The organism is Streptococcus sp. 1F3 (genome assembly GCF_054968985.1).
Genome location: NZ_JBUEQR010000028.1, coordinates 1 through 24,728, shown reverse-complemented (window position 1 = coordinate 24,728; position 24,728 = coordinate 1). Strand labels below are relative to the sequence as shown.

Genomic DNA, 24,728 nt, shown 5'->3' with positions numbered 1-24,728 from the left:
TGTTACCCATATAAAATCAATAGTATCAAGGCTTTAGGTATGATTGGTAACAAAGTAACATCTTTTCTCTATTAGCTATATAATAAATATAAATAATATATATAGTATATAAGGTGTATGTGTATATAAAATATATAGAGAGAAATAATAAGTTGAAAAATTTTGTTACCCCATTATTGAGGTAAAAATGAAATCAGAAAGGGATATTGAAAACTACTTAAAAAGAAAATGTAAAGGGCTGTGCCTGAAATTCACCAGTCCAGGGACGGTAGGAGTACCGGATCGAATTATCATCAATCAGAGCGGTGTGTTCTTTGTCGAGGTGAAAGCCCCCGGTAAAAAGCCTCGTAAGAGCCAACAGATTCTCCATAAGAAATTTGAACGGCTAGGGCATAAGGTTTGGGTTGTGGATTCTTATGAGTCGGTAGACAAGGCCCTTTTAGAGATGGAGGGAGAGATTGAAACTACATGAGTATCAAGAATATGCCAGAGATTGGATTTTAGAACATCCTTATTGTGGACTGTTGTTAGATATGGGCTTGGGTAAGACTCTAACAACTTTATCTGCGATTGATGAGCTAAAAAATGTCTTTTGCGAGGATTTGAAAATTCTTGTGATAGCTCCTAAGAAAGTGGCAGAAGAGACATGGTCTACTGAAATCGAAAAGTGGGGCTTCGATTTAACCTATACAAAAATTCTAGGGAGTCCTAAGCAACGTGAAAAGGCTTTAGCTGAAGATGTGGATATCTATCTCATCAATCGAGAAAATGTGGCTTGGTTGGTTGATTATTTCAAGATCAAATGGCCGTTCAACTTTGTTGTCATTGATGAGTTGTCTAGCTTTAAGTCAAGTAAAGCAAAACGCTTCAGAGCTTTGCGTAAAGTACGACCGAAAATCAAACGCTTAGTCGGACTAACTGGAACACCAGCCCCTAATAGCTTGATTGATCTTTGGCCACAGATCTATTTGATGGATCGGGGAGAGAGGTTAGAGACGAGTCAAACTCGATTCAAAGAGCGATATTTTACACCGGACAAGCGAAATGGTCCGATCGTCTACAGTTGGGCTTTACGAGAAGGCGCAGAAGATGAAATCTATGCTAAGCTAGATGATATCTGCGTTAGTATGAAAGCTAAAGATTATCTGAACCTTCCACAACGAACAGATAACGTAGTGCCTGTTAAACTGTCAAATCTCAAAGAATACAAGCAGATGGAAAGTGAACTTGTATTGGAATTTAAAGGCAAAGAGATTACTGCTGCTAATTCAGCGGTACTGGCAAATAAGTTGTTGCAGTTGGCCAATGGTGCTATCTATGATGACGATAAAAACGTGGTGACTATTCATGATGACAAATTGGAGGCTTTAGAAAATATCGTTGAAGATAGCCAAGGTCAGCCGATTCTAGTTTTTTATCAGTATCAGCATGATCTATCGCGACTAAAGTCTCGATTCCCACAGGCAGAAGAATTGACCTCGGTAGAAAGATGGAATAGGGGGGACATTCCTATTCTCCTATGCCATCCACAGTCTGCTGGACACGGATTGAATCTTCAAAAGGGTGGGCATATCATTGTTTGGTTCGGTCTGACATGGAGTTTGGAATACTATCAACAGGCTAACGCCCGCTTAGATAGACAAGGTCAGACAGAGCCTGTCATTGTTCATCATCTGGTGGCACAAAATACGGTTGATGAAAGAGTTTTAAAAATTCTACAAGGTAAAGAAGCAAAACAAAACGCCTTACTTGAGGCAGTAAAGGCACAGATTGGAGGAGAAGATTATTGCTAGTAGAGATTCAGAAACGTCTTAAAGGTTTACAGTTTATCGATAGTAAAGTTCGGTCGAAGCACCAAGAGATTATCAGTTTGAAATCAGGCATACTTCGAGGACAGCATTATTCAAATGAGTCTAAGGGAGGAACTAAGAAAAATAAATCTGAAGAGCTAAATGTTTTGATTATTGACAAGGCAGATAAAATCTACAAGGAGATTGAGGAGCTCTATGCAGAGAGAGACGAGCTTGTTCGGGCGATCGAATCTTTGGAAGACCCGATTGAAAATATAGTTATGCGACTGTTCTATATCAATGGATACTCAATTCGAGATATAGAACGAGAACTACCCTTGAGCAGGCGTGCCATCTTTTATGCTAAAAATAAAGGCTTGGATAAAATTATTGCACAGTTTGCACCATTTGCACTTTCTAAGTGATAAAATGGTAGTGTCGAAAGATTGGCGAGCACGAGGTGGAGGTCGCCATCTGGAGAGTTACCCAAGAGCTACCCAAGAATGACATTGGCAAGAGGTAGTTAAAACAAAAAGAATCGCAGGACTTCCCAATGTTCACTGTGAGATAATACCCTTTTTACGTCATTGAGACCAGAGGTCCAAACTTGGGTTCGGTATTATCATAGACTGCAATCCTTAACTGGTAGGGTTAGAAATATTCAACCCGTGCAGTTTTCGGGAACATAGCTCAGTTGGAGGAGCATACGATTTCTAATCGTACGGTCGCAGGTTCGAGTCCTGCTGTTCCCATATAGTAGTGATACGTTAAAGGTGAGCACTTGCATGTGTCAACTATTTTTTTAGGTCGTATCATGGATACTTAGTCACACAAGCGTGTGGCTTTTTTGATTGGAGGTGTTGGAAAATTGAATGATTTGACGGTAAAACAAAAGAGATTTGCAGATGAGTACATCATCTCAGGTAATGCGACTGAATCTTATAAGAAAGCAGGTTATCGTGTTTCTAGTGATAGGGTTGCAAGTGTAGAAGGACATAAATTACTAAGAAATCCTAAGGTTAAAAACTATATAGATGACCGACTGAAACAGCTGGAATCCGAAAAGGTCGCGACGCAGGAAGAAGTCTTGTCTTATCTTACTTCGGTTATGCGAGGAGAGCAGACCGAGCAGATCCTCAGAGGTCAAGGTGAGGGGATGCAAGCCATAGACGACATAGAGGTCGGCGCAAAAGACCGAATCAAGGCTGCGGAGCTCCTAGGTAAACGGCACAGGATTTGGACGGATAAGGTTGAGGCAGATGTCGTGGCAAGCGTCACTTTTGTGGATGACATTGGAGGCTTTGAAGATGAGTAGAAAATTATCAGAATTGCTACCTCCAAAATTTCGAGAAGTTTGGAGCGCAGCTATTTGCCCAAGATATCTAAACGTGGTCTGTAAGGGTGGGCGCGGTTCTGGTAAATCTTCAGATATTGCTCACATACTTGTTCAGTTAGTGATGAGATATGCAGGCAATGCTGTCTGTATTCGTAAGGTGGACAACACACTGGAGCAATCAGTCTACGAACAAATAAAGTGGGCGATATACGAGCAAGGTGTAGAAGCATTCTTTCGCTTCAATAAATCACCGCTTCGTATTACCTATTTGCCACGAGGGAACTATATTATATTTCGAGGTGCACAAGAACCGGAACGGATTAAGTCACTGAAAGACAGTCGCTTCCCGTTTGCGTTTACCTGGATTGAAGAGTTGGCTGAGTTCAAGACTGAGGACGAAGTTAAAATCATTACTAACTCACTACTTCGTGGAGAATTACCAGGAGGACTTTTTTACAAGTTCTTTTTTTCGTACAATCCACCTAAAAGAAAACAATCGTGGGTGAACAAGAAATACGAGAGTGTAATTCAGCCTGACAATACTTATGTCCATCACTCAACCTATTTCGACAATCCTCATATTGCCAAGGAATTTATAGAAGAAGCAGAGGCGACTAAAGAGCGTTCGCAGATTCGATACGAATGGGAGTATCTCGGGAAGGCTGTTGGTTCGGGGGTTGTACCCTTTGATAATCTTACTTTTCGGGAAATCAAAGATGAGGAATTTAACTCATTTGATAACATAAGAAATGGACTAGATTACGGATACGCAAACGATCCGCTAGCCTTCGTTCGTTGGCATTATGATAAAAAGCGCAGACGGATATACGCAGTTGATGAAATTTACGGCGTGAAGATAAGCAATCGCATGCTTTCTGAGAAGTTGAAGCAAAAAGGCTATCAGCGTGACAGAATACACGCAGAAGTAGAACCTAAGTCAAACGATGAACTACGTTATGAATACGGAATATCTTATGTTACACAGGTCAAGAAAGGACCTGATTCAGTAGAGTTTGGCGAGAAATGGCTTGATGATTTAGAAGAGATTATCATAGACCCAAAACGCACACCTAATATCGCCAGAGAGTTCGAAAATATCGACTATGAAACAGATAAAGACGGTAATCCTCGCAATCGATTAGAAGATAAAGACAATCATACAATTGATGCGACGAGGTACGCTTTTGAGGATGACATGAGAAATGTTAAGGCTACTGTAAAACGTAAGTCTTTGTATGGACTATAGAAAGGAGATATATGCAACAGATTCTAACTTATCCGAGAGAAAAATATGACGAGCAGAAACTTGATAAGGAACTTATTTACAAGTTAATTCGTGAACATGAGACAGAAAGTTCTCGATTAAAAAAATTAAAAGATTACTACTTGGGTAAACATGATATTTTGAAACATGAGCGCCGAAAAGGTAAACCAAACTTTAAAACGGTATGTAATCACGCTAAGGATATTGCTGATACTGCAACGGGTTACTTTTTAGGGAGTAGCATAAAATATCAGAATACAGCTGATACCGATTTAGAAAAATTACTGCTAGCCTTCGACGAGGCTGATATTGACCAAGTGGACAGTGACAATGCACTGAACATGTCTATTTATGGCAGAGCTTACGAATATCTCTATATACGAGAAGATGCGAATGTTGTAGATGCAGTTAGCCTAGAACCTGAGAATACTTTTATTGTTTACGATGATTCTATTGAGCAGAAGGTGCTCTTTGCAGTTTATTATTATCAAATCAAAGATGCTACTGATGAATCAATTAGTTATCAAGCGGAAGTATTAACTGAGCGACTGCATTATCACTTGACTTTGAAAGAGGATTCAAAAGGGAGTGCCTCGATTGAAAAAGCAAGCAATCACAAGTTCAATAGTATTCCAGTTATCGAATATCGCAATAATAAGTTCTCGATTGGAGACTATGAACAACAGATTAGTTTGATTGATGCTTATAATTCGTTAGCAGGCAATCGAGTGAATGACAAGGAACAAGCAATTGATTCTATTTTGCTAATTTATGGTGCTCAGCTGGCGGATACTGAGGAAGAGGCACATGAGGCTATGCGGATATTACGCGAGGACGGTTTGCTTGAGTTGCCTTCAGAAGCAAAAGCGGAATTTTTGACTAACACGTTAGATGAAAATGCAGTTGAGGTCTTGCGCAACGCAATTAAAGAGGACATCTATACATTCAGCCATATCCCGAATTTAACCGACGAGAACTTCGCAGGTAATAGTTCGGGCGTTGCTATGGAGTTCAAGTTATTGGGTCTTGAAATGGTGACGAAAACGAAGGAGCAATACTACAGACGGGGATTACGGAAGCGTATAGAGTTGTTTGCGGAATATTCAAATATGGAGCAGATTGCCCAAAATGCAAAATCGATCGTTCCACAGTTCAGCAGAGGATTACCTAAAAATATTCTTGAATTGTCTCAAATTATCAGTAATCTTAATGGAAAAGTTAGCTTGCGCCAGCTTATCTCCCTACTCCCGTTTGTGGAAGATCCAGATGCAGAACTTGAAGCACTCGAGAGAGAGAAACCTCAGGGAGAACCGATGTTCAGTCAAAATTCGCTATATGAAGAGGAAGTGACAGATGGACAATCAGAAGTATTGGGAGAAGCGGAAAGCTCAGCGAATGGTTCAAGAGATGAACAAGGCAGAGCAGGTCGCAAAGCAACTCGACGAAATCTACAAGCTAGCAAGTAGACATATCACATCTAAGATTGACCAGATTTTTGATAGTTATCGTAGAGAACACGGACTGACCGAGGTTGAAGCCAAGAGAATACTGGCTACAGTTCAGAATCTGTCGGATATTCGAGAGTTAAAATTAGCTTTACAGAATACAACTGATAGCGAAGAAATTCGTCAGTTGCTTATCTTGCTTGATTCAGCTCCCTACGCTTCGAGAATTGAGCGCTACGAGGTTTTGCAGAGTGAAGTGGATAATTTATCCATCCAACTCTATAAAGCTGAAAACAAGGCTTCTAGAGCGTTCTATGACGAATATGTCCCGGATGCTTACTACCATTCTATTTTCGACTTACAACAACAGTCTGGCGTTGTTTTCGCATTTAACAAGATTGATCCAGAAGAAATCAAAGCTATTCAGAGCCAGCCTTGGCTGGGAGCAAATTATTCTGAGAGGATTTGGGGCAACACTCAAACCTTAGCGAATGAACTGCAAAAGCAGTTAGCGGTCAGTCTGTTGACAGGTCAGTCAGCACATGAGATAGCAGAAGTCATTGAAGCTCAATTCGGAAAAGGGAGTCAAAATGCTCGACGGTTGGTTCGAACAGAAACGAGTTATTTCCATGCAGAAATGGAAGCGAAGGCTTATGAAGAAGCAGATGTGGAATATTATCGTTTTCTTGCGACGTTAGACCTGAGAACGTCAAGTATTTGTCGAGAGCATGATGGCAAAATCTACAAAGTTAGCGAACGGATAACTGGCAAGAACTATCCTCCTTTGCATCCGTGGTGTCGGTCGGATACAATAGCATCAGACGACCTAGAATGGTTAGCTAAAGCAAGCAGAAGCGCAAGAGACCCAGAGACAGGTAAGACTATCCAGGTACCAGGCGATATGACGTATAAAGACTGGTATGCGAAGTATGTCAAACCAAAATACAAGGCGGATAACTTGGACATTTGGAAAATTGAACGTGCCAATAACCAGCATGAAAAGTACAAAGCGATTTTGGGAGATAAAGCGCCTAAAACTCTTGAAGACTATATTGATTTGAAGTATAATGATAAAGAGGGATATGAGCGGTTGAAGGACTGGTCTTATATTCAATCTAAGTTTAATGATGGGACTTGGTTAGATAAAATAAATCCTGAAAAACAAGCAAGACACATTCAATCCACTACTGGGAAGAATAAGAGTTATTTTTATGATGGTGTGGATGTAAATGCTTTGTATGAGAAATATAAAATGACAGGAAATATTAGGCATCGCGAGAATGGTCGAACAGGGAATGAGTTGATTGATATTCCGGCAGACCTAAAACTTGGCAAAGATATTTATACCGGAAAGTACATCAATGGCTTTACAATAAAATACGGAAAGACTGGATCACATTTGATACCAACATATCACGAGGAGTAGTCATGAGGTTACTGCAATATAACAACAAGAAAGTGAAGTTACTTACTAAAACAGGAAATATTTACCAGGGTAGAGCTTATTTTTGCGATGCAGAGGATTACGAAACGGAAGAAGACGAGCTAACTATCAAGAATGAACTAGATAAGAAATTCTATGGATTTCCTGAATCAGAGATAAAATCCATTGAAATAATTTAAGCACCTAGAGAAATCGGGTGCTTTTCTTATACCCAAAATTAGGAGGATACACCAGGTTAGTTGTTTTATGGCAGTTTATCTGCTTTTTATTTTTGTCCTTAGTAGCGCTATGTCTGCTACTTTTTTGGGCAGCCTTTATCACTCAATTGGTACAATCATTAATTAATAAACTGAAAGGAGGTACACAATGAATAGACGTATCAAGAAGAAACGGTGGCTTGAAATCAAGTTAGCAGAATGCCTAGCTCGTGAGCATTTGCTTATGTCCGCAGTGGCAGAACAAAATGACAAGATTTCTGAACAAGCTAAAGAAATCGCTGAGTTACGCTCCATTGTTGAACGCAATGCACAGGCTACTAATTCAAGATTTGACAAACTTGAAAAACAAGTGGCCAATAGTAATACTAAGAAACCGTTTTGGAAACGTTAAGGAGGAAATTATGTTAGAAAAAGCAAAGAAATTGGCAGCTCAAGAATTTTCACGTCTGTCAGGTCGTGAAATCAAGACTGAAGACTGTTTTGTAGTTTGGTTTAGCAAAACCCTACAAAATTGGAAAGCATTAGTCAGCACTAATCAAATCAAGTCTGATGAAAAGTGTGGCGACTATGCGGAAGTAACTCATAATGGCGATAAAGCAGAAACTTATGTGGATGTCTATGCCAAGGTATCAAACCGAGTAATCAAAGATTAGGAGCGTGATCACTCATCTTGACTGGTAGAAAAGACTACTTGAAACTACTCAAAAATACTTAAACCGTCTAGATTTCCAAACGGTTTTTATTATTGCCCAAAACATGCTCAAGGCTTTAAACTGCGCAAGATTTTACAGTCTGACAAGACTTTAAACAAGGAGGTGCCTATATGGCAGAGGAAACAAAAGATTCGGTAGTTGATGAAGTAAAAGAGCAAGCTAGCACTCCTGATACCAAAGAAACTATCGAAAAGACGTACACACAAGCGGAAGTTACGGAGATGATTCAACAGAACGTCAATCGTGCAGTTGCGAAAGCTCACAAAGAAGCCGAGGAGCAGTTTCAAACAAAGCAAGATGAAGCTAAAAAACTGTCTAAGATGAACGCAGAAGACAAGCAGAAGTATCAGCTTGAGAAGCGTGAGCAGGCACTTGCTGACCGTGAAGCAGAAATTGCACGTAGGGAGCTAACCGCAGAAGCTAAGTTGATTCTAAGCGAACGTGGCTTACCGTCTGAACTAGTGGAGGTGGTCAATCTCGCAGATGCTGACAGTGTACGCAATTCAATCGATGCTCTACAAAAATCTTGGGAGGTAGCTGTACAAAAAGGTGTAGCTGACAAGATGAAAGGCGGTGCACCGATGAAAAAAGCTCCTGCTGATTCTAACGAAATCACAAAGGAACAATTTGACAAAATGGGTTACAAGGATCGCAATGAGTTGATTCAAAAGAATCCAGAACTTTACGCTAAATTGAAAGGATAAAAATAAATGGCAACAGGAACAACAAAATTAGCACAGATGATTAATCCAGAAGTGATGGCGGATATGGTGTCCGCAAGACTGGATAAGCTAATCAAATTTACACCGCTCGCATATGTCGAATCGACTTTAGCGGGTCAACCAGGCAATACCTTAACAGTCCCGTCTTGGAAATATGCAGGCGATGCGACCGAGATTGGAGAAGGTGAAGCTATTCCACTAGACCAATTGGAAACTGGGAAATCAACCATGACCATTAAGAAAGCTGTAAAAGGGTATGAAATTACCGATGAGGCAGTCTTATCTGGTCTAGGAGATCCGATTGGTCAAGCTGTGCACCAGCTTGGTCTTGCAATCGCTAATAAAATCGATAATGATCTTGTTGAGGTGGCTAAAACTGCTACTCAGAACGTTGCAGAAGCGCCTACAACGCTTGAAGCTATTGATAAGGCGCTTGAGATTTTCGAAGATGAAGAAGATGCACGCTATGTAGCGCTTATCAATCCAAAAGATGCTATTAAGTTGAAAGCAACTGTAGCCAAGGAGTGGATTAAGGGTTCAGAACTTGGCGCAAACATGGTTGTATCTGGAACCTTCGGAGAAGCTGGTGGCGTCCAAATCGTTCGTTCTAAGAAAGTTGAAGAAGGAAAAGGCTTCCTTGTCAAAGTATCTACAAGTGCTACTGAGACAGAGGACACGGCTAAGTATGGCGCTTTTGTGATCATGCTAAAACGTGATGTGATGATTGAAACCGACCGAGATATCATTAAGAACACTACGGTTATTACAGGAAATAAACATTACGGTGTTTATCTCTATGACCCGACAAAGGTCGTTAAATTCGGAGGTGCTTAATGAGTATGTTATTGCGTCGCCACCATAAGAAACAGGCTCAAGAGGATAGAAAACCTCTTGACTTGTCTCTTAAGGAATTAAAGGCTTTGGCTAAAGAAAAGAAAATCGAAGGCTATTCCACTATGACAAAAGAAGAGCTAAAGGAGGCACTAGATGCGTTATAAGGTAAAAAAAGAATTTACAGATAATGACCTCGGTTATCGATATCCTGTAGGTGTTGTTATCGATATTGCCCCAGAACGTTATGCAGAGATGCAAAAGAATGCTGCAATCCAAGGCGTAGCCGTATCTGACTACCTTGAGGAAGTGAAAGAAAAACCAAAAGGGGCAGACGCTCCGACAAAATAGGAGGTCTACATGCTTGATGATTTAAAAATGTTAACAGGCGAGAGTGATTTAAAAATTCTCTTGTCTTTGCTTTCTAGGGCTAAAAACATCATTTTGACTGAAACGAATCGTACTGTTTTAACCCCGACGCTTGAAGGTTTACAATTGGAAATCGCGCTTGAATTGTATAATCGCCAAGGGAGCGAGGGAGAGTTATCACGAAGTGAAGGGGGCGTGTCTGTGTCCTACAAGGACGGGCTATCTGAAACAGTTTTAAACGGAATCAGAAGTCATAGGCTCGCAAGGGTGTCTGGTCGTGCGTTTGAAGCGGAATCGGATGAAATCATATATGATTCGTAAGGCGGCTGTAGTGACTAGCAATGAGGGTATAAAAAAAGCGGTATATAGCGATACTACAACAAAAATACGGGCTGAGATATGGCCAGCGAGCGGGAAAATGCAGGCAGAAATATACGGCCAACGTTTAGCATATATTCTTAATTGCTTAGTGGAACGTAGCACAGTTATCAACGAGGGAGACGGCTTCTGCATTGATAGCGAGAATGTGACGCACAAAGTCATTTCTATTAAGCGATATACCAATCATCAGCTGTTGGAGTTAGAACAATGTCGCAGTTGATTGGTGCAGATGATCTGATTGCTAAACTCCAACGCCTGTCTAGTCAGAGGCAGGTTGAGATTACGCGTACGGCTGTTCACAACGCTGCTAAAAATGTGGTCCAGGCAGATGCTAAGTTACGAGCGCCCGTAAACAATGATGATTTACGCCCGGGAATTAAAGTTCGCATGGCAAAATCAGATAGAGCTCCTAGAGCAGAAGTAGTTAGTACATCAGATCATGGTGCTTATGTTGAGTTTGGCACAGGTCCAAAAGGAGCTGCAAACCATGCTGGCATATCTCCCGATGCCAGTGTTTCTTATCGTAGCACACCATGGTATGTTCACGAATCGCAAATTGACGTAGGGTCTTATAAATTTCCTAAGCACGGTGAGTTTTATAAAATGTACGGTCAAGTTGCTCAACCCTATCTCTATCCCGCTTTGAAAGATAACGAAAAAAGAGTAGTTGCGAACATCAGTCGCTACGTCAAACGAAAACTAATCGAAGAGGTCAGTAAATGATAAATATTAAGCCCATTATTTATAAAAAATTAAAAGAAATCACGGACAATGTGACGGACACATATCCGCAGGATTGGGAAAATTTCCCAGTTATCATCTATCTTGAAGAGGAGAACAGACCTCGTGAGATTACTGATGATAAGGAACAAATGTCGTATTTGAGGTATAAGGTGGATATTTTCCACAATGATAGTACGTCGGATTTGGCAGTAGCGATTGATGAAATTTTCGCTTCGCTTGGTCTGAAGCGTACTTCTAGTGTAGATACACCGGACCCGACACATTTACGGCACAAGATTATGCGTTTTGAGGGTATTTTGGATCTTAAATCGCAAATCGTGTATCAATATAGAATGGAAGGTTAATGCATGTTAGCAAATGGAATTAAACTAAAAATGAGCGAAACCAAAGGCTCAGATTATGCAATTCTCGAAGGTCTGAAAGAAGTACCTGAACTTGGTATCGATCCAGAAAAAGTAGAAAACACTACTTTAGCAGATCCCATTAAACAATATGAATTTGGTATCGGCGACGCCGGCGAGTTGGAGTACAAATTTAAGTATGAAAACTCGAAAGCGGAAGCTAGTTACCGAACACTGCGTAAACTCGCAGATTCCAAGGCTACTCGCCACTTTGAGCAGGAATATCCAGACGGTACGAAAGTGCATTTCTCTGCCCAAATCGCTGTTAAGTTGGGCGGTGGTGGCGTAAATTCAGCCATCGAGTTTACATTGAAATTGGCTTTGCAATCGGATTTGGAATTTACCGATCCAGTAGCACTTTAAGGAGGAGAATAAATGTCAGTACGTAAACCTTATACCACATGGGTAGTTAAGGATGAAGAATATAAGCTACGTCTTAGCACACGGCAAGTTTGCGATGTAGAGGAAAAGCTAGGTGTAAACCTGCTTAAAATCTTCATGCCAAAACCAGGCGAACAATTTAATTTACCCCCTTTAAAGGTTATGCTTGTGATTATCCATGGGGCACTACAAAAATTTCATCACGGGATGAAACTAGACGATGTCTACGATTTATTTGATAAGTATATCGACGAAGGCTATGGGCAAACAGAGTTGATGACGGAGGTCATCATGCCTTTATTTGAAGTGTCGGGTTTTATTCCAAAGAACAAGGAGACGAAGAAAGAATCGACGTTGACAGTAGTCGATTAGGTTCTGAACCTTGTTCAGTGGCAGAGTTGATTGACGGGTTCTATCCTACTGCTTTAGATGCGGGGATTGACCCGTTTTCTTTTTGGGACTATACGTTACAAGAGTTGAAAGACCTAGTAGAAAGCTATAATCGCAATTTTATTTCAAGTCAGAAACTAAAAGCGATGCACGGATATAAACAAGCGCAGATGATTGCAAGTTATGTATCTTTAATGCTTCAGAGTGACGGAAAAGAGCCAGAGGTATGGGACTTTTATCCAGATATTTTCAGCGATGTTCGAGAGCAAGCTGAACAACTTAAAGCTGATCGTGAGCTAGAGGAACACAAAGCACGTATGCGTGCATTCGCAGAACGTATGAGAGGAAGATTCAAATCTCCCGAGTAAATGAATAGAAAGGAGGGAGTATGGCGACTACACTAGAGGAGCTTCGAGTTATTATTGAAGGTGAGATTGCCCCATTTCAGAAAAAGATGAAAGAAATGGAAGGGCAGTTAAAACAAACTCAATCTAAGGTTCAATCAAGTACGAGCAAAATCAAAGATACCGTCAGCAAGCAAACAAGCGGAATTGGTGCTGCTTTTGGCAAATTGGCTAAGATAGCTGGTTTTGCCATTATTGGCAAGAAAATGCTTGACTTAGGTATGTACTCAACGCAAATGGCTCTAGAAGTTTCTGCTGCGATGAACCAGATTAGGCGTCAAATGGGCGAAAGTTCACAAGCCTTTTTAAAATGGATTGATAACAATGCCAATGCTATGAATATGTCTGTCGGAGAAGCGACTAAATACGGAGCTGTTTACTCCAATTTGTTCTCGAACTTCATCAAGGATTCCAACAAGCTAAGTGCATATACAGGTAAGATGTTGCAGACGTCTGCAGTTATTGCGCAAGGTACTGGAAGAACGATGACGGATGTTATGGAACGTATTCGCTCAGGATTGTTGGGAAATACCGAAGCAATCGAAGACCTCGGAATTAACGTCAACGTTGCAATGATTGAATCTACCGAAGCGTTCAAGCGCTTTGCGAACGGGCAGTCATGGCAGAAATTGGATTATAATACCCAGCAACAAATTCGTCTAATGGCAATCTTGGAGCAGGCCACAGCTAAGTACGGTAATACCTTACAGCAATCTGTAAATGGTCGAATCAGTCTATTTAAATCCTTGCTGAGCGACGCAGCGTTGAATATCGGTAATGCACTGTTGCCGATTCTAAATGCGATAATGCCTGTGCTTAATTCATTAGCTATGGCACTTAAGAATGTGACTGCAAAACTTGCTGAGTTTATCAGTCTAATGTTCAACAAGAAAGCCACTGTAAAAAATGGCGGTGCCATGGGAGCAGTTGCAGACAGTGCCAAAAACGCACAAGATGCAGTAGGCGGACTTGGTGATGCTATGGGGGATGTAGATGATGCTTCTGGTGGCACTGCTGGCAATCTTGATGATACCGCAAAGGCGGCTAAGAAAGCTGCAAAAGAACTACTCGGCTTAGCAGGTTTTGACGAAATCACCACTCTAAATCTCAACAAAGATGATGACGGAGGTGGTGCAGGATCTGGTGGCGGAGGCAAAGGTAAAGGAAAAGGTGGCGGAGGAGCTTCTCCTGCGGATATCTTGCCAGAAATCGCTCTTGAAGATATGAACAATCAGTTCAAAAGTATCTTCGACGGTTGGGGAGCGAAACTAAAGCCCTTATTTGATTTGTTCTCTAAAGGATTTAAGAGCGCATTCCGTTCCGAAGGAATAGATCGCATTGCAAAAGCTCTCGATAGAATCAAGAAAACTTTAGGGGAAATCGCAACAGATGAACGTGTTGTAAATTCTTTTGGTCGAATGGCGGAGAAAATTGCCTATGCATTAGGACAGGTTGCGGGTTCTATTGGAACAGTGGCAGTAGGAACGGGCGTATTCATTGCAGAAAGTATTGCAAATGGTTTAGAACGTCAAAAACAACGCATTATTCACGCTCTGACTACTCTCTTTGACAATACAGGCGATATTGCCCAAGCTGTCGGAAATATAGCAGAGAGCATTTCTGGGACATTCTACGATGTCATTACCTCGTCAGGGGCTGTCAGAATAGGTAGTGCATTTGTGTCAGCACTTTTAAGCGCTGGTAGCAGTATGATTGAAATCGGAAGCAGTCTTGCAAGGGATGTGTTTAAAGGCTTTGAGCAAATTATTACGGATAATATGCCTGCGTTGGGACAGTCTCTCAGTACTTCTCTGGAAAATATTGCTCCTGTATTTGAAACACTTGAAGAGCACGTAAACAAAGTAGGTGATACCCTCACAAAAATATATGATGAGCATATTTCGCCGTTTATACAATCTCTTGCGAGCGGTATCTCAGATATTATCAGTACCTTAGTAGACGGTTATGACACCTACATAAATCCTGTGTTAGAGAACTTCGGAAAGCTGTTTTCAGAAGTCTATGACGAAAAGATAGCGCCGGCTGTTGAGAATATAGGAAAAGCGATAGGCAGTATTATCGATATCCTTAAAGTACTATGGGAACAGCATCTAAAACCCCAGTGGGAATCTTTAGCAAGTATTTTGATGCCATTGCTTGCTATTATTGCCGAAGTATTCTTAACTGATCTTATTGAGACGATTGGAGTAATAGCCGAAGTTATTGGCAACGTTGCATTGGCGTTATCAGGATTGTTAGATTTCTTAACAGGTATTTTCACAGGCAATTGGAAACAGGCATGGGAAGGTATCAAGAACCTATTCGTAGGTATTATGAAACTTATCCTTATGGCTTTGGGAGTTGATGTTGATAAGCTGATTGAAGAATTCAAGCGTTGGTGGAATGGTATTGTTGACACCTTTAAAGGTACTGGTGAATGGTTCGGCAATATTTTCTCGCAAGCATTTGAGGCTGTAAAAGCTGCCTTTAGCTCAATCGGATCATTCTTTAGTGGTGTTTGGAATACTGTTAAAGGTATCTTTGTGGATGCAGGTCAAATGGTCGGTTCGGCTGTGGGTGGTGCATTTAGAGGGGCAGTGAACGCAGTTCTAGGTACAATTGAAAATGTTGTAAATGGTTTTGTTGATATGATTAATGGTGTAATAGGCATAATCAATAAGCTTCCAGGAGTGTCATTAGGCTATATTGGTGGGGTTAGCCTTCCGCGCTTAGCCCGTGGTGGTATTGTAGATAGTCCTACAGTTGCCATGATTGGCGAGGCTGGAAAAGAGGTCGTTATGCCACTTGAAAACACAGGATTCTTACAGACCATGGGTCGCGTTGTCGGTGGAGCAGTGGTCAACGCTCTTGGTGGAGGATTATCGCAATCATCGAATTGGCCAGGCGGGGATATTATTGTTCAAATTGGTAGTAGGGAGTTTGGACGATTTACTATTGATGAGATCAATAAAGCCCAAGAAGAAGCAGGACAACTTCTACTTAACATTTAGGAGGGAAAATGAGTAATTTAGTTATCAACGGAGTTACAGTAGTACCTCCTAAAAGTTTTCAAGTTTCAGTCAATGATATAGACGGAGAGACTGGTCGTAATGCTAACGGGGACATGGTTAGGGATAGAATTACTACCAAGCGTAAGTTAGAGTGCGAATGGGGAATGTTAACACAGTCTGAGATGGTTCAAATTCAGACAGCTGTTTCGGCTGTGTTCTTCCCTGTATCTTATCCAGACCCTGTGTTGGGTCAGACGACAAAAACTTTTTATGTAGGAGATAGAAGCGCTCCTGCCTATTCATTTACAGAGAAGCTAAAACCTTGGAATGGGCTGAAATTTAATTTGATAGAAAGGTAGGGGGTGATTGCTATGGTAACATTTAATCAAGCGATGTTAGCGAGGGATAGAACGTTTGCTATTCGAGCAGGAAACTATACCTCGAATAACATTAAAGAAGCTAGTTTTAATTATGGCTACATCAGCGGTGATACATTTAAGCCAGGTGGAACAGTCGCGGGTTCTGCAAAGATAACATTTACCTCTATTATTACCATGTTTCGAAAACTGGATAAGATTTATCCAGAAATAGGACTGCTAGTCAACAACAGCTATGAATGGGTTCCAATGGGGGAATATTTCGTCAATGATATTAACATTGACCGAAATAGAAATACAACTGAACTGGATCTCATGGACGGGATGTTCAAATTCAACCAGCCCTACGTTTCAGATTTAGCTTATCCCGCCCAGATTCGTGATGTTATTCGTGAGATTTGTGCAAAAACTGGAGTGGTCTTGGAAACGGATAACCTAGGCTTTCGGGCAATTCAGCACCATATTCAAGCTAAGCCAGATAAGAAAGAAATAACTTTCAGAGAAGTGTTAAGTCAAGCGGTTCAATTGCTTGGCTTTTCTGCTTTTTTTAATCGTAAAGGGAAGTTGGAGATTCGAGGTCTAACTGAATCGAATATCACAATTACAGCTGATAGCTATTTTTTGCACGGTCTGACAAAAAGTGAAATTGAGTATAAGATTGCAGGGATTACTTGTAAAAAAGACAAGGAAACCTTGACAGTTGGATTGCGAACAGGTCGATCTTTAGAGCTTGAGAATAGCTTTATGATCCAGAACATCTTAGACGATTTGTACGATGAGTTGAAGAATCTGAAATATTATCCATACTCGCTCGATTGGCAGGGCCATCTGAAACTTGAAGTCGGCCAGTGGGTCACTCTAAAAACTAATAAAAATGAAACTTACAAAGTACCTGTTTTAAGCCAATCTTTTACATTTAAAGGTGGGCTAAAGTCTAAGATTAGTGCTGATAGTAAGGCTGGCAATGATACACAGTACAGCTACAGAGGTTTTTTGACAAAGCAAATTCAGCAAATATCTACAGATTTAGAAGCAGAGGTTCAGCAACAAATCGAGTATAAGGATAGAGAGTTCGATGAAAAGTTTAACGCTCTTCGAAAAGATGTCGAAAGTAGTATAGAACAATCTAAGGCAGATGCTGAAAAAAGTCGTTTAGAACTCGCTACACAAATCGAAAGTAAGTTAGCTGAACAGCGTGCAACGATTAGCGAAGTAGAGCGCGAGCTAGGAATTTCACTTGAAAGAAGTTATCACACGCTAACTCAGTCGCTTGCAGAATATGATGCGCTTGTTGGTGAAGCCTCTCAAAACGCCAGTCAAGCGAACACCTTGGCAAATACGCTCGCAGGGCAACAGCAGAGCTTACTGCAGCAATTAGCACGTCAGCGTGAGGAGCACGACGGTTGGCGCACTGCTTTTGAATCAACTGTGTCAGCTGAGTTGGGCAGGTATCGAAATGAACTCACACAACTACGTGGGAAATTTGATGAAGCAGGTAACTTGACAGATCTTGAAACTTATAAGCGAACGCAGGAAGAGAGCGCTCATGGAATACGTACTCAATTAGAGAAATTATCGCAAGATTCAGCACGTATTAGCAGGATTGAAACAGAAGCTGACAAGATAGCTCAAACTGTCGAAAGTCTCAATAGCGATGTGCTGAAAAAATCAGAAGTGCTAATTGAGAATGGTCGTGTTCAAATTGGTGCAGGAAAAGTCCTTGACGGAAACACAGTTGCTAGTCTCTTGACGGTTCAGCCAGAAGCGATTCGAGCGGTGACTGATAAATTAGTCATTACCTCAAAACAGACTAATATCGTCAGTGACGAGTATAAGAATCGCTGTGTATTCGTATCATCAAGTGGTTATGTAATGGACGCTCCACTAGCTATTGATGAGAGAGAGTTCTTAATCACTGGTGAAGCAACTAGAATATCAGGAAATGGCCCTCTGCATTTCTATTGCGTGGTTTTCTACAACGACGGTAGTAAGGTTGGAACAGGCTATACATCTAGTCTGACGAACACAAGCAAAACACCTTTTCAGCTAACCTCTAAATTCACATCAACGGCTGGAAAGACTGTGACGGGTATCAGATTCTACATGAATGTATCGTCCTCTGATGTTTGGGAGGTGTGCAATCTATCCATCATGCCGAAAATGGGTGCAGAATTGATAGTAGACGGCTCTATTACAGCAGATAAGCTGGATGTAAACAGTGTTCGCGCAGGTATTTTGATTGCAAACTCAATTACCTCTCATATGATCCAGTCAAATGCGATTACCGCTGATAAGCTGAGAGTTGATACTGCGCTAATTAACAAACTGGTTGCAAGTGATGCCCTTATTAGCAATCTGGTTTCGAAGCGCGCATTTATCACAGCGGTTCAAGCGGTGGATCTGAGTGCAACACGAATCAAAGGTGGCTTGCTGTCTGCCTTAAATGGGGCAACGACTTTCAATCTGAATACGGGTGCTTTGAATTTCAATACAGATAGCCCGGCTATTCGTCGAGTACTTTCCGGCTATCCGACGCAATTTGTGAAATTCGCGACGGGAAATTATGTAGGAAAAGGTCAGGTAGGGGTTACCGTGATTGGTTCCAATCGTTATGGCAGTGAAAGTACGGACGATGGAGGATTTGTAGGCGTACGAATTTGGAACGGCAGACCAAGTGGTCAAACGGTTGATGAAATCGACTTGGTTGGGGATCAACTGAATCTGGTGCATGCAGCTTATACAGATGCCCCCGCAGGTTGGGTAGTAACTACGGTGGGAACTCCTAATATGCGCCCATACAAATCAGAACATCGCCGACCGTCCTATATCGAAGTAGGAGACGTTAAATTGTGGTATAACAACAATACCTACAGATGGCTACGTGAAATTCTGAATAGCATCATTGATAACTTGGAATTATTGCACAACAACAAAGAAACTGCTGCTGCGTATAGTTACAGTTTACCGAGAAAATTTTAAAGGAGAAAAACATGCAATTAACATTAAAGAACAAAGATTTAACAACTCTCATGACAATTCTTGAGAAAGTAGAAGTCCGGAACATGAAGGCGAATCGTGGACGGGCTAAGCTGTCCGCTCATGCAGCAAATAAGTTGAATGAGTACCTACAAGACGAAACGGACATCTTGAAAGAGTATGTCGAGGTTACGGAAAACGGTGCATTCAAGCGTGACGATACAGGAAATCTCATCATGATTGATTCGGGCAAAATGCAGGAGGTTAACGGGCTTCTGGATGAATTGCGAGATGAGGAAGTCGTTATTAAGGGTGGCGAGTATTCGAAGCGCTATATTGACTTTCTAGAGTTTTTATCAAATTACGACGGTGATTTAACTCTTGCGGAAATTGAGCTAGTGGATAATCTACTAGAGCAATACGAAGTCCGAAAATTCGAAAAGGAGGGATAGTATGGCACTAAGACTATATTCTTCCGCTTCTTTTGATTCAACTACAGGTAAGACCTTAGTTGGTGTCAAGGAAGCAGATGAACGTGAGACTGTTCTATTTACTGCACTACTTGATGGAGATCACACGAACGCTTCAGAAGCAGAACTTATCAAGTTAGCTGTCGATTGGTTCACGTTGAAGTATGTCAAAGACTTCTCTGATCAGTTGTTGAATGACAAAATCAATGAAGCAAACCGAGCAGCTAAAAGTTCACAAGATGCAGCGGAGGAAGCAAAGGCTGCGGTAGAGCAGGTCAAGGGAATGGTTCGGACTGTGTCTCTTACATTGAACGAAGCTCTCTCAATGCTCTTCAAGAGTGGTGGCGATGAGGAGGAACAGATTGATGAAGCTGAACATGAAGAAGCTATTCAAAACAATTAAAAATATTACAGAAAGAGGAAAAATTATGATGGTCAATTTTTATGCTATGGAGATTTTGGAAGGTTGGATTACGTTGGAACAAGTACCAAAGCGATTTCGTAAACGAGTTCAAGAATTGGTGAAACTGGCAGAAACAGGTTTGTAGACAACTAATTGAGGAGAAAAGCAGATGAAACAACAAAAAGCAACAAAAAATAGCACTAGTCTTGTTCAAGTCGAGGGCGGAAAGGTCATTAAACAAAACGATTATTCGTCTAACTTTGTCTACGAACTGCGAGATGAGCACAAAGAAAAAATTCCAGTTCTAGACGGAAAAGAAGCAAAGATTGCTCTAGTCAAAGAGCCAGAGAACGGAGCAATCAAAGTAGTTTACGAAACAATAGCAACAGTTGTCGACGGAAAAGTTGAGTTTACGATCACAGAAACGTTAGAAGCAGATACTTATTTCGTTGAAGTTTATTGTGGAGGTTATATCTTTCCAAGCAAGAATACTGTCACAATTGAAGTGACCAAATCAAGTTTTGGCAAGGTAGACCCTAAAGCTGAAGAAATCATAGAAGTCACCGTTGATTTTGACGAAGAAATCATTGAAGATAACAATCTCTTCGTTGGCGAGGAGGTCGTCGAGCAAGAGGGCGAAAATGGCTTAGAACGACATGTCTGGAAAGGTAATGAATTGATTTCTAAAGAAATCGTGAAAGAGCCTGTCAAGCGAATTGTTCGTAAGGGTACAAAACTACATGAACATACAGCTTATGCGAATGTTTCAAAAGGGGATAATCTAGCACAGTCTAGTTTCTTTGATTATTCTGTCAATATGACGAGAGAGCTCAGCGATGAAAAACAACTTCTAAGCTCTGAAAATGGAGAATTACACGGCTCAGTTGCTTATTCAACACTTGAAGGTGTTGAAGCCGGAAACTATGAAATTAGTATTAAAGCTCGCAAGACTAGCGATGCTGTAACAAATATCAAATTTGGCTTCGAAAGCCTAAATCAGACGCAGGAGTTTTCAGATATTTCAGATGCAATGACTGAATACAGTTTTGTCGTAACTGTCGATAAATTGTATAGTGCAATCTATTATCATTTCCGCACAAACGCTAGTATTGAGCTAGAATCTGTTCAGATTCGCAAAGTAGCTATTTCTGACTTGTCGTGGGAAGATACAGGACAGAATCACGTTGGCTTAGCCCGCACAGTTGAGAAAGAGCTCCCTCTAGAATTTAACCGCTTTGAGTGGAAAGAGAGGGGGTAAGCTATGTTACAAGATTTGATTTTTAGTGAACTACTTATCCATTTGCGGGGGCTAATGACAAGCCCCTATATTCATTTTTTCTTTTGGCTTATGCTTTTGGATATTGTTACAGGCTATATCAAAGCATTCAAACTGAAGCGCTTTGATAGCAAGACTGGCACGCTAGGTCTATTGCGACATGCGTTGGTTTTCGTGGTCATTCTAGTAGTAGCGATGTATGCTCGTGCGTTGGGCGTACGAACTATTGGTATTGCCTGGTGCATGTTCTTTATCTTCAATTATTTAGGGTCCGTCATCGAAAATTGGGAAGCTATCGGCATTGGTTTCCCAGATTTCTTACGACCATATATCAACCAAATGAAAAAGGAAAATACAAAAATTGTGCAGACGTTGATTGATAGCCGTACAAAATTACCAAATACAGCTATCCAGTCTGACGAAAAATACGACTAAAGGAGGCTATCATGAAAGCGATGAAGCGAATACTTGTAATGATGATTCTATTACCTGCGGGCTACATCGTTTTCGTGCTTAGCCCGTTTTTAGAATTGAATAGGAGGAAAAAATAATGACAACAGTAAGTCAAGCTCTAAATAATGTTGGAGCCCTAGTTGGTTCTGGCCAGCCCGTTGGAAACGGAGAATGTTACGCTTTAGCTAGTTACTATGAGCGAATGATTAGTCCAGACGCGACAGTTGGATTAGGTGCTGGCGTTGGCTATGTCAGTGGTGCTATAGGTGATACTATTAAAGCCACAAACATCGGCACATCTTACAACTGGTCTGCGAACGGCTGGAGCGCGTCAATTTCTGGACCATTCAAAGTAGGTCAAATTGTTACTACAAAACCAACCGCAGACAACATCTACGGTCACGTTGTGGTTATTGAGGCAGTCAATGGGGATCAATTGACGGTGCTTGAGCAAAATTACGCTGGCAAGCGTTACCCAGCACGTAACTACTACAGTGCTTCAGCGTACAAGCAAAATGTGGCTCATTACATCACACCTCCAGGAAACGTAGGAGAAGTCCGGAGTGCAGTCCCAAATGGAGTAGCTCGTCAGTATGCGGAAAGCGGGACGATGACTGTTGCCGTTGATGCAATCAACGTACGCAGAGCCCCTAACACATCAGGCGAAATCGTAGCTCAATATACTAAAGGTCAAACAATCAAGTATGACCTAGTTATCATTGACTTGAATGGCTTCGTCTGGATTTCGTACATCGGGGCAAGTGGAAAACGTAACTACGTCGCCACAGGTACAACCCAAAACGGTGAACGTTTCGGATCTGCTTGGGGAACTTTTAAATAATACAGCAACACCCGTCCAGTTTTTGGGCGGTTTTTTTGTAAACAAAACTTAACAGTATTTTTCAGAAAAATTACGAATATTGAGTGTTTTTGTATCCAAAAGGTATATAATGTGATATACTTTGTATGAAAAATATCAAAAAGGAAGTGAGTATAATGTTATTATATAGAAATTTATATGACGAAACTTTCTTAGAAAAATTCAAAGATAAAAGAGAAGTGATAGAAAATCTCTCTACGGAAAATCTATCCATTGATGTGGTCGAGGTAGCGAAACGATGTGGTATTGAAATCGAATATAAAGATTTAGAATATTCTGGGGAAGCTAAGCAAGGGGCGGATAAAAAAATCTGTGTTAATATATGGGATCCGGAGGTTAGGCAGAGATTTACCATAGCACATGAAATAGGACACATTATTTTAGAGCACCAAGGTACAGTTCATTATAGGGATGAGGACAGCTCTAGGTATAAAGATGTTATATCTAGAATGAATGAAGTTTCGGCAAATAAGTTTGCAGCGACTTTGCTTATGCCGCGTAAATTAGTGCAGCAGGTTGTTGGTAAAGTTATAGATAATCTAGGATATACAAGAGATCAAAATTTCGATAACGGAGATGTAGATAAAATAATCGAAATAGGAGCAGGTATTATGAATGTTTCTGAACAATCTTTTAGATATAGATTAGATAATTTGCAGGTGTTTGTTGATGCATAATAGCAACGATGATTTTTATAACAAAGTTAATAAAGAATATGATGCAAGTAAATATTTCGAAGAAGTGATAATAAAAATACGCTATGTAGCCAGAAGAAAAACAGAGGAAGAGAAGGATTACAGATTCTATAAAATACTCAATTTGGAAATTGAATCAAAAAATGGCGAAACATCTAAAAAATTAAAAGAATTTATCGAAGATTGTAATAAGAAATTAAAGAGTGAAAATATGTACAATGGTGGAAATTGGCAACTTTTCTATCTTTATAAGGAATTGATCCAATTCTTTACCTCTGATTCTTTTCAGGATTCGTGTAATTATTTTCGCGGGCAATCTCATGACTACCCATTGCTTCCTGGTATTTTGAGAAAAAATGTACAAAATGACTACAGGAAGAGATTTGAGTATTTATATAAAAGAGTAGCTAATGAATTTCCTGAAAAAATCTCATATTTTCCTTTGAATACTGATAATATAGACGACAGAGAGGAACAGCTGGCCTTGTTACAACACTACGGCTTAAAGACCAGTTTGTTAGATATAACTAAAAATCCTTACATTGCCTTGCTTTTTATGCTATCTGGTTTGTCACATATTGATAAGAAGCGTTCTCCGTCCTTATTTTTCTTTAGGATTGATGACGAGAAACATAGAGAAAAACATCTATTTACTGAAGTGAAAAAAGACAGAGTAAACGAACGTATAATAGCTCAAAAAGGTGCCTTTCTAAATTTTGACAAAATAGATAGTATTAAAAGTTATGATATAAAAAAGATAAAAACCTACAAAATAGTTTTAGAGTATGACGAATGTTTTCACAAAAAATCTTTACAAGAAGACATAGAACGCATTGAAGAGCTTCTTAGTATAACTCAAACTAAATATACGGAATTAGAAGAGTATAAACAGGAACTAGAGAAAAAATTATCCAATTCAGATTATGAAATATTAGAATGCATAAGGAATATTTGTAAAGAATTGATTAAGAAACTAAAGGAGTATCATTATTTCGAAGAGGATTTATTTCCAGATTTTGAACGTAAGATTCAATATTTGGCTCAACAATACGAAGCTACTACTCGTAAAACTTTAGAATTAGATACTTAGTCAGAGTCCTAAAAATATCCGCCCCAAGACTGATGTTTCTCTATCTCCCATTTGCTATACTATATCCACTCCTAAAATTTTTCATAATCTCCTGCACCAGTCTTTTTTGACTGGTTTTTTTCGAATTAACAAGCAGGAGGTGAAAATCATGGCTCTTTGTCAACTGTAGTGGGTAGATGAAAAGCTAACACCTAGAGAGGACGAACTTCGTTCTCTCTTTCTTTACGTTTAAAGCAATCAAAATGCGTTTTTTAAAGTTTTCAA

30 protein-coding genes and 1 tRNA gene are annotated in these 24,728 nt (G+C 40.3%); all 31 read left to right on the top strand.

Annotated features, from left to right (window positions below):
* Nucleotides 1-187: 187 nt before the first annotated feature.
* The 31 genes from ACVPON_RS01940 to ACVPON_RS01790 all read left to right on the top strand — a co-directional run bounded on the left by ACVPON_RS01940 (nt 188) and on the right by ACVPON_RS01790 (nt 24,464).
* The gene (locus ACVPON_RS01940; RefSeq protein ID WP_462875636.1) at nt 188-472 is read left to right on the top strand and encodes a VRR-NUC domain-containing protein; all 285 of its coding nucleotides are present in this window, start codon (nt 188-190) and stop codon (nt 470-472) included.
* A complete protein-coding gene (locus tag ACVPON_RS01935; protein WP_462875634.1) occupies nt 459-1,793 on the top strand; it encodes an SNF2-related protein in 1,335 nt (444 codons plus the stop codon). The genes ACVPON_RS01940 and ACVPON_RS01935 overlap by 14 nt, the downstream gene beginning before the upstream one ends.
* Nucleotides 1,787-2,215, top strand: a complete 429-nt coding sequence (locus tag ACVPON_RS01930; RefSeq protein WP_462875633.1) for a DUF1492 domain-containing protein — start codon at nt 1,787-1,789, stop codon at nt 2,213-2,215. Before ACVPON_RS01935 ends, ACVPON_RS01930 begins: the two co-directional genes overlap by 7 nt.
* Nucleotides 2,216-2,469: 254 nt before the next feature.
* Nucleotides 2,470-2,542, top strand: a tRNA-Arg gene (locus ACVPON_RS01925).
* Between the two features lie 95 nt (nt 2,543-2,637).
* Nucleotides 2,638-3,105, top strand: coding sequence for a terminase small subunit (locus ACVPON_RS01920; RefSeq protein ID WP_462875712.1), 468 nt, complete (start codon nt 2,638-2,640; stop codon nt 3,103-3,105).
* Entirely contained in the window at nt 3,098-4,372 is a 1,275-nt protein-coding gene (locus ACVPON_RS01915; protein ID WP_462875631.1) for a PBSX family phage terminase large subunit, read from the top strand. The genes ACVPON_RS01920 and ACVPON_RS01915 overlap by 8 nt, the downstream gene beginning before the upstream one ends.
* Nucleotides 4,373-4,383: 11 nt before the next feature.
* Complete coding sequence (locus ACVPON_RS01910) at nt 4,384-5,856, top strand: phage portal protein (RefSeq protein WP_462875629.1); 1,473 nt, start codon at nt 4,384-4,386, stop codon at nt 5,854-5,856.
* The gene (locus ACVPON_RS01905) at nt 5,744-7,261 is read left to right on the top strand and encodes a minor capsid protein (protein ID WP_462875627.1); all 1,518 of its coding nucleotides are present in this window, start codon (nt 5,744-5,746) and stop codon (nt 7,259-7,261) included. The genes ACVPON_RS01910 and ACVPON_RS01905 overlap by 113 nt, the downstream gene beginning before the upstream one ends.
* A gap of 2 nt (nt 7,262-7,263) precedes the next feature.
* Nucleotides 7,264-7,458, top strand: a complete 195-nt coding sequence (locus tag ACVPON_RS01900) for a hypothetical protein (RefSeq protein ID WP_462875625.1) — start codon at nt 7,264-7,266, stop codon at nt 7,456-7,458.
* 187 nt (nt 7,459-7,645) lie between these two features.
* Nucleotides 7,646-7,888, top strand: a complete 243-nt coding sequence (locus ACVPON_RS01895; RefSeq protein ID WP_462875623.1) for a hypothetical protein — start codon at nt 7,646-7,648, stop codon at nt 7,886-7,888.
* Between the two features lie 10 nt (nt 7,889-7,898).
* A complete protein-coding gene (locus ACVPON_RS01890; protein WP_462875621.1) occupies nt 7,899-8,150 on the top strand; it encodes a DUF6275 family protein in 252 nt (83 codons plus the stop codon).
* 170 nt (nt 8,151-8,320) lie between these two features.
* Nucleotides 8,321-8,914, top strand: coding sequence for a DUF4355 domain-containing protein (locus tag ACVPON_RS01885; protein ID WP_462875619.1), 594 nt, complete (start codon nt 8,321-8,323; stop codon nt 8,912-8,914).
* 6 nt (nt 8,915-8,920) lie between these two features.
* Complete coding sequence (locus ACVPON_RS01880; protein ID WP_462875617.1) at nt 8,921-9,766, top strand: N4-gp56 family major capsid protein; 846 nt, start codon at nt 8,921-8,923, stop codon at nt 9,764-9,766.
* Complete coding sequence (locus tag ACVPON_RS01875) at nt 9,766-9,930, top strand: Rho termination factor N-terminal domain-containing protein (RefSeq protein WP_462875615.1); 165 nt, start codon at nt 9,766-9,768, stop codon at nt 9,928-9,930. Before ACVPON_RS01880 ends, ACVPON_RS01875 begins: the two co-directional genes overlap by 1 nt.
* Complete coding sequence (locus ACVPON_RS01870; protein ID WP_462875613.1) at nt 9,920-10,114, top strand: hypothetical protein; 195 nt, start codon at nt 9,920-9,922, stop codon at nt 10,112-10,114. The genes ACVPON_RS01875 and ACVPON_RS01870 overlap by 11 nt, the downstream gene beginning before the upstream one ends.
* 9 nt (nt 10,115-10,123) lie before the next feature.
* Entirely contained in the window at nt 10,124-10,453 is a 330-nt protein-coding gene (locus tag ACVPON_RS01865; RefSeq protein ID WP_462875611.1) for a phage head-tail connector protein, read from the top strand.
* Nucleotides 10,454-10,720: 267 nt separating this feature from the next.
* The gene (locus ACVPON_RS01860; RefSeq protein ID WP_462875609.1) at nt 10,721-11,236 is read left to right on the top strand and encodes an HK97-gp10 family putative phage morphogenesis protein; all 516 of its coding nucleotides are present in this window, start codon (nt 10,721-10,723) and stop codon (nt 11,234-11,236) included.
* Nucleotides 11,233-11,601 carry a hypothetical protein gene (locus tag ACVPON_RS01855; protein WP_462875607.1) on the top strand — a complete coding sequence of 123 codons (369 nt, stop codon included), beginning with the start codon at nt 11,233-11,235 and terminating at the stop codon, nt 11,599-11,601. The genes ACVPON_RS01860 and ACVPON_RS01855 overlap by 4 nt, the downstream gene beginning before the upstream one ends.
* 3 nt (nt 11,602-11,604) lie before the next feature.
* Nucleotides 11,605-12,021, top strand: coding sequence for a phage tail tube protein (locus tag ACVPON_RS01850; protein WP_462875605.1), 417 nt, complete (start codon nt 11,605-11,607; stop codon nt 12,019-12,021).
* A 12-nt stretch (nt 12,022-12,033) separates the two neighbouring features.
* On the top strand, nt 12,034-12,411 hold the full coding sequence (locus tag ACVPON_RS01845; protein WP_462875603.1) for a DUF6096 family protein: 378 nt from the start codon (nt 12,034-12,036) through the stop codon (nt 12,409-12,411).
* Nucleotides 12,412-12,428: 17 nt separating this feature from the next.
* Entirely contained in the window at nt 12,429-12,797 is a 369-nt protein-coding gene (locus ACVPON_RS01840; RefSeq protein ID WP_462875601.1) for a hypothetical protein, read from the top strand.
* Between the two features lie 20 nt (nt 12,798-12,817).
* The gene (locus ACVPON_RS01835) at nt 12,818-15,844 is read left to right on the top strand and encodes a hypothetical protein (protein WP_462875599.1); all 3,027 of its coding nucleotides are present in this window, start codon (nt 12,818-12,820) and stop codon (nt 15,842-15,844) included.
* A gap of 8 nt (nt 15,845-15,852) precedes the next feature.
* Complete coding sequence (locus tag ACVPON_RS01830) at nt 15,853-16,203, top strand: DUF6711 family protein (RefSeq protein WP_462875597.1); 351 nt, start codon at nt 15,853-15,855, stop codon at nt 16,201-16,203.
* 12 nt (nt 16,204-16,215) lie between these two features.
* Nucleotides 16,216-19,200: a gp58-like family protein gene (locus ACVPON_RS01825; protein ID WP_462875595.1), complete on the top strand. Its 2,985-nt coding sequence runs from the start codon at nt 16,216-16,218 to the stop codon at nt 19,198-19,200.
* A gap of 11 nt (nt 19,201-19,211) precedes the next feature.
* Entirely contained in the window at nt 19,212-19,649 is a 438-nt protein-coding gene (locus ACVPON_RS01820; RefSeq protein WP_462875593.1) for a DUF1617 family protein, read from the top strand.
* 1 nt (nt 19,650) lies between these two features.
* A complete protein-coding gene (locus ACVPON_RS01815; RefSeq protein WP_462875591.1) occupies nt 19,651-20,070 on the top strand; it encodes a hypothetical protein in 420 nt (139 codons plus the stop codon).
* 169 nt (nt 20,071-20,239) lie between these two features.
* A complete protein-coding gene (locus ACVPON_RS01810) occupies nt 20,240-21,328 on the top strand; it encodes a G5 domain-containing protein (RefSeq protein ID WP_462875589.1) in 1,089 nt (362 codons plus the stop codon).
* Between the two features lie 3 nt (nt 21,329-21,331).
* Nucleotides 21,332-21,781, top strand: a complete 450-nt coding sequence (locus ACVPON_RS01805) for a phage holin family protein (protein WP_462875587.1) — start codon at nt 21,332-21,334, stop codon at nt 21,779-21,781.
* Between the two features lie 115 nt (nt 21,782-21,896).
* Nucleotides 21,897-22,640: a PlySs2 family phage lysin gene (locus ACVPON_RS01800; RefSeq protein WP_462875585.1), complete on the top strand. Its 744-nt coding sequence runs from the start codon at nt 21,897-21,899 to the stop codon at nt 22,638-22,640.
* A 125-nt stretch (nt 22,641-22,765) separates the two neighbouring features.
* Complete coding sequence (locus ACVPON_RS01795; protein WP_462875583.1) at nt 22,766-23,356, top strand: ImmA/IrrE family metallo-endopeptidase; 591 nt, start codon at nt 22,766-22,768, stop codon at nt 23,354-23,356.
* Nucleotides 23,349-24,464 (top strand): FRG domain-containing protein, encoded by a 1,116-nt coding sequence (locus ACVPON_RS01790; RefSeq protein WP_462875581.1) that lies wholly within the window; start codon nt 23,349-23,351, stop codon nt 24,462-24,464. Before ACVPON_RS01795 ends, ACVPON_RS01790 begins: the two co-directional genes overlap by 8 nt.
* Nucleotides 24,465-24,728 lie beyond the last annotated feature (264 nt).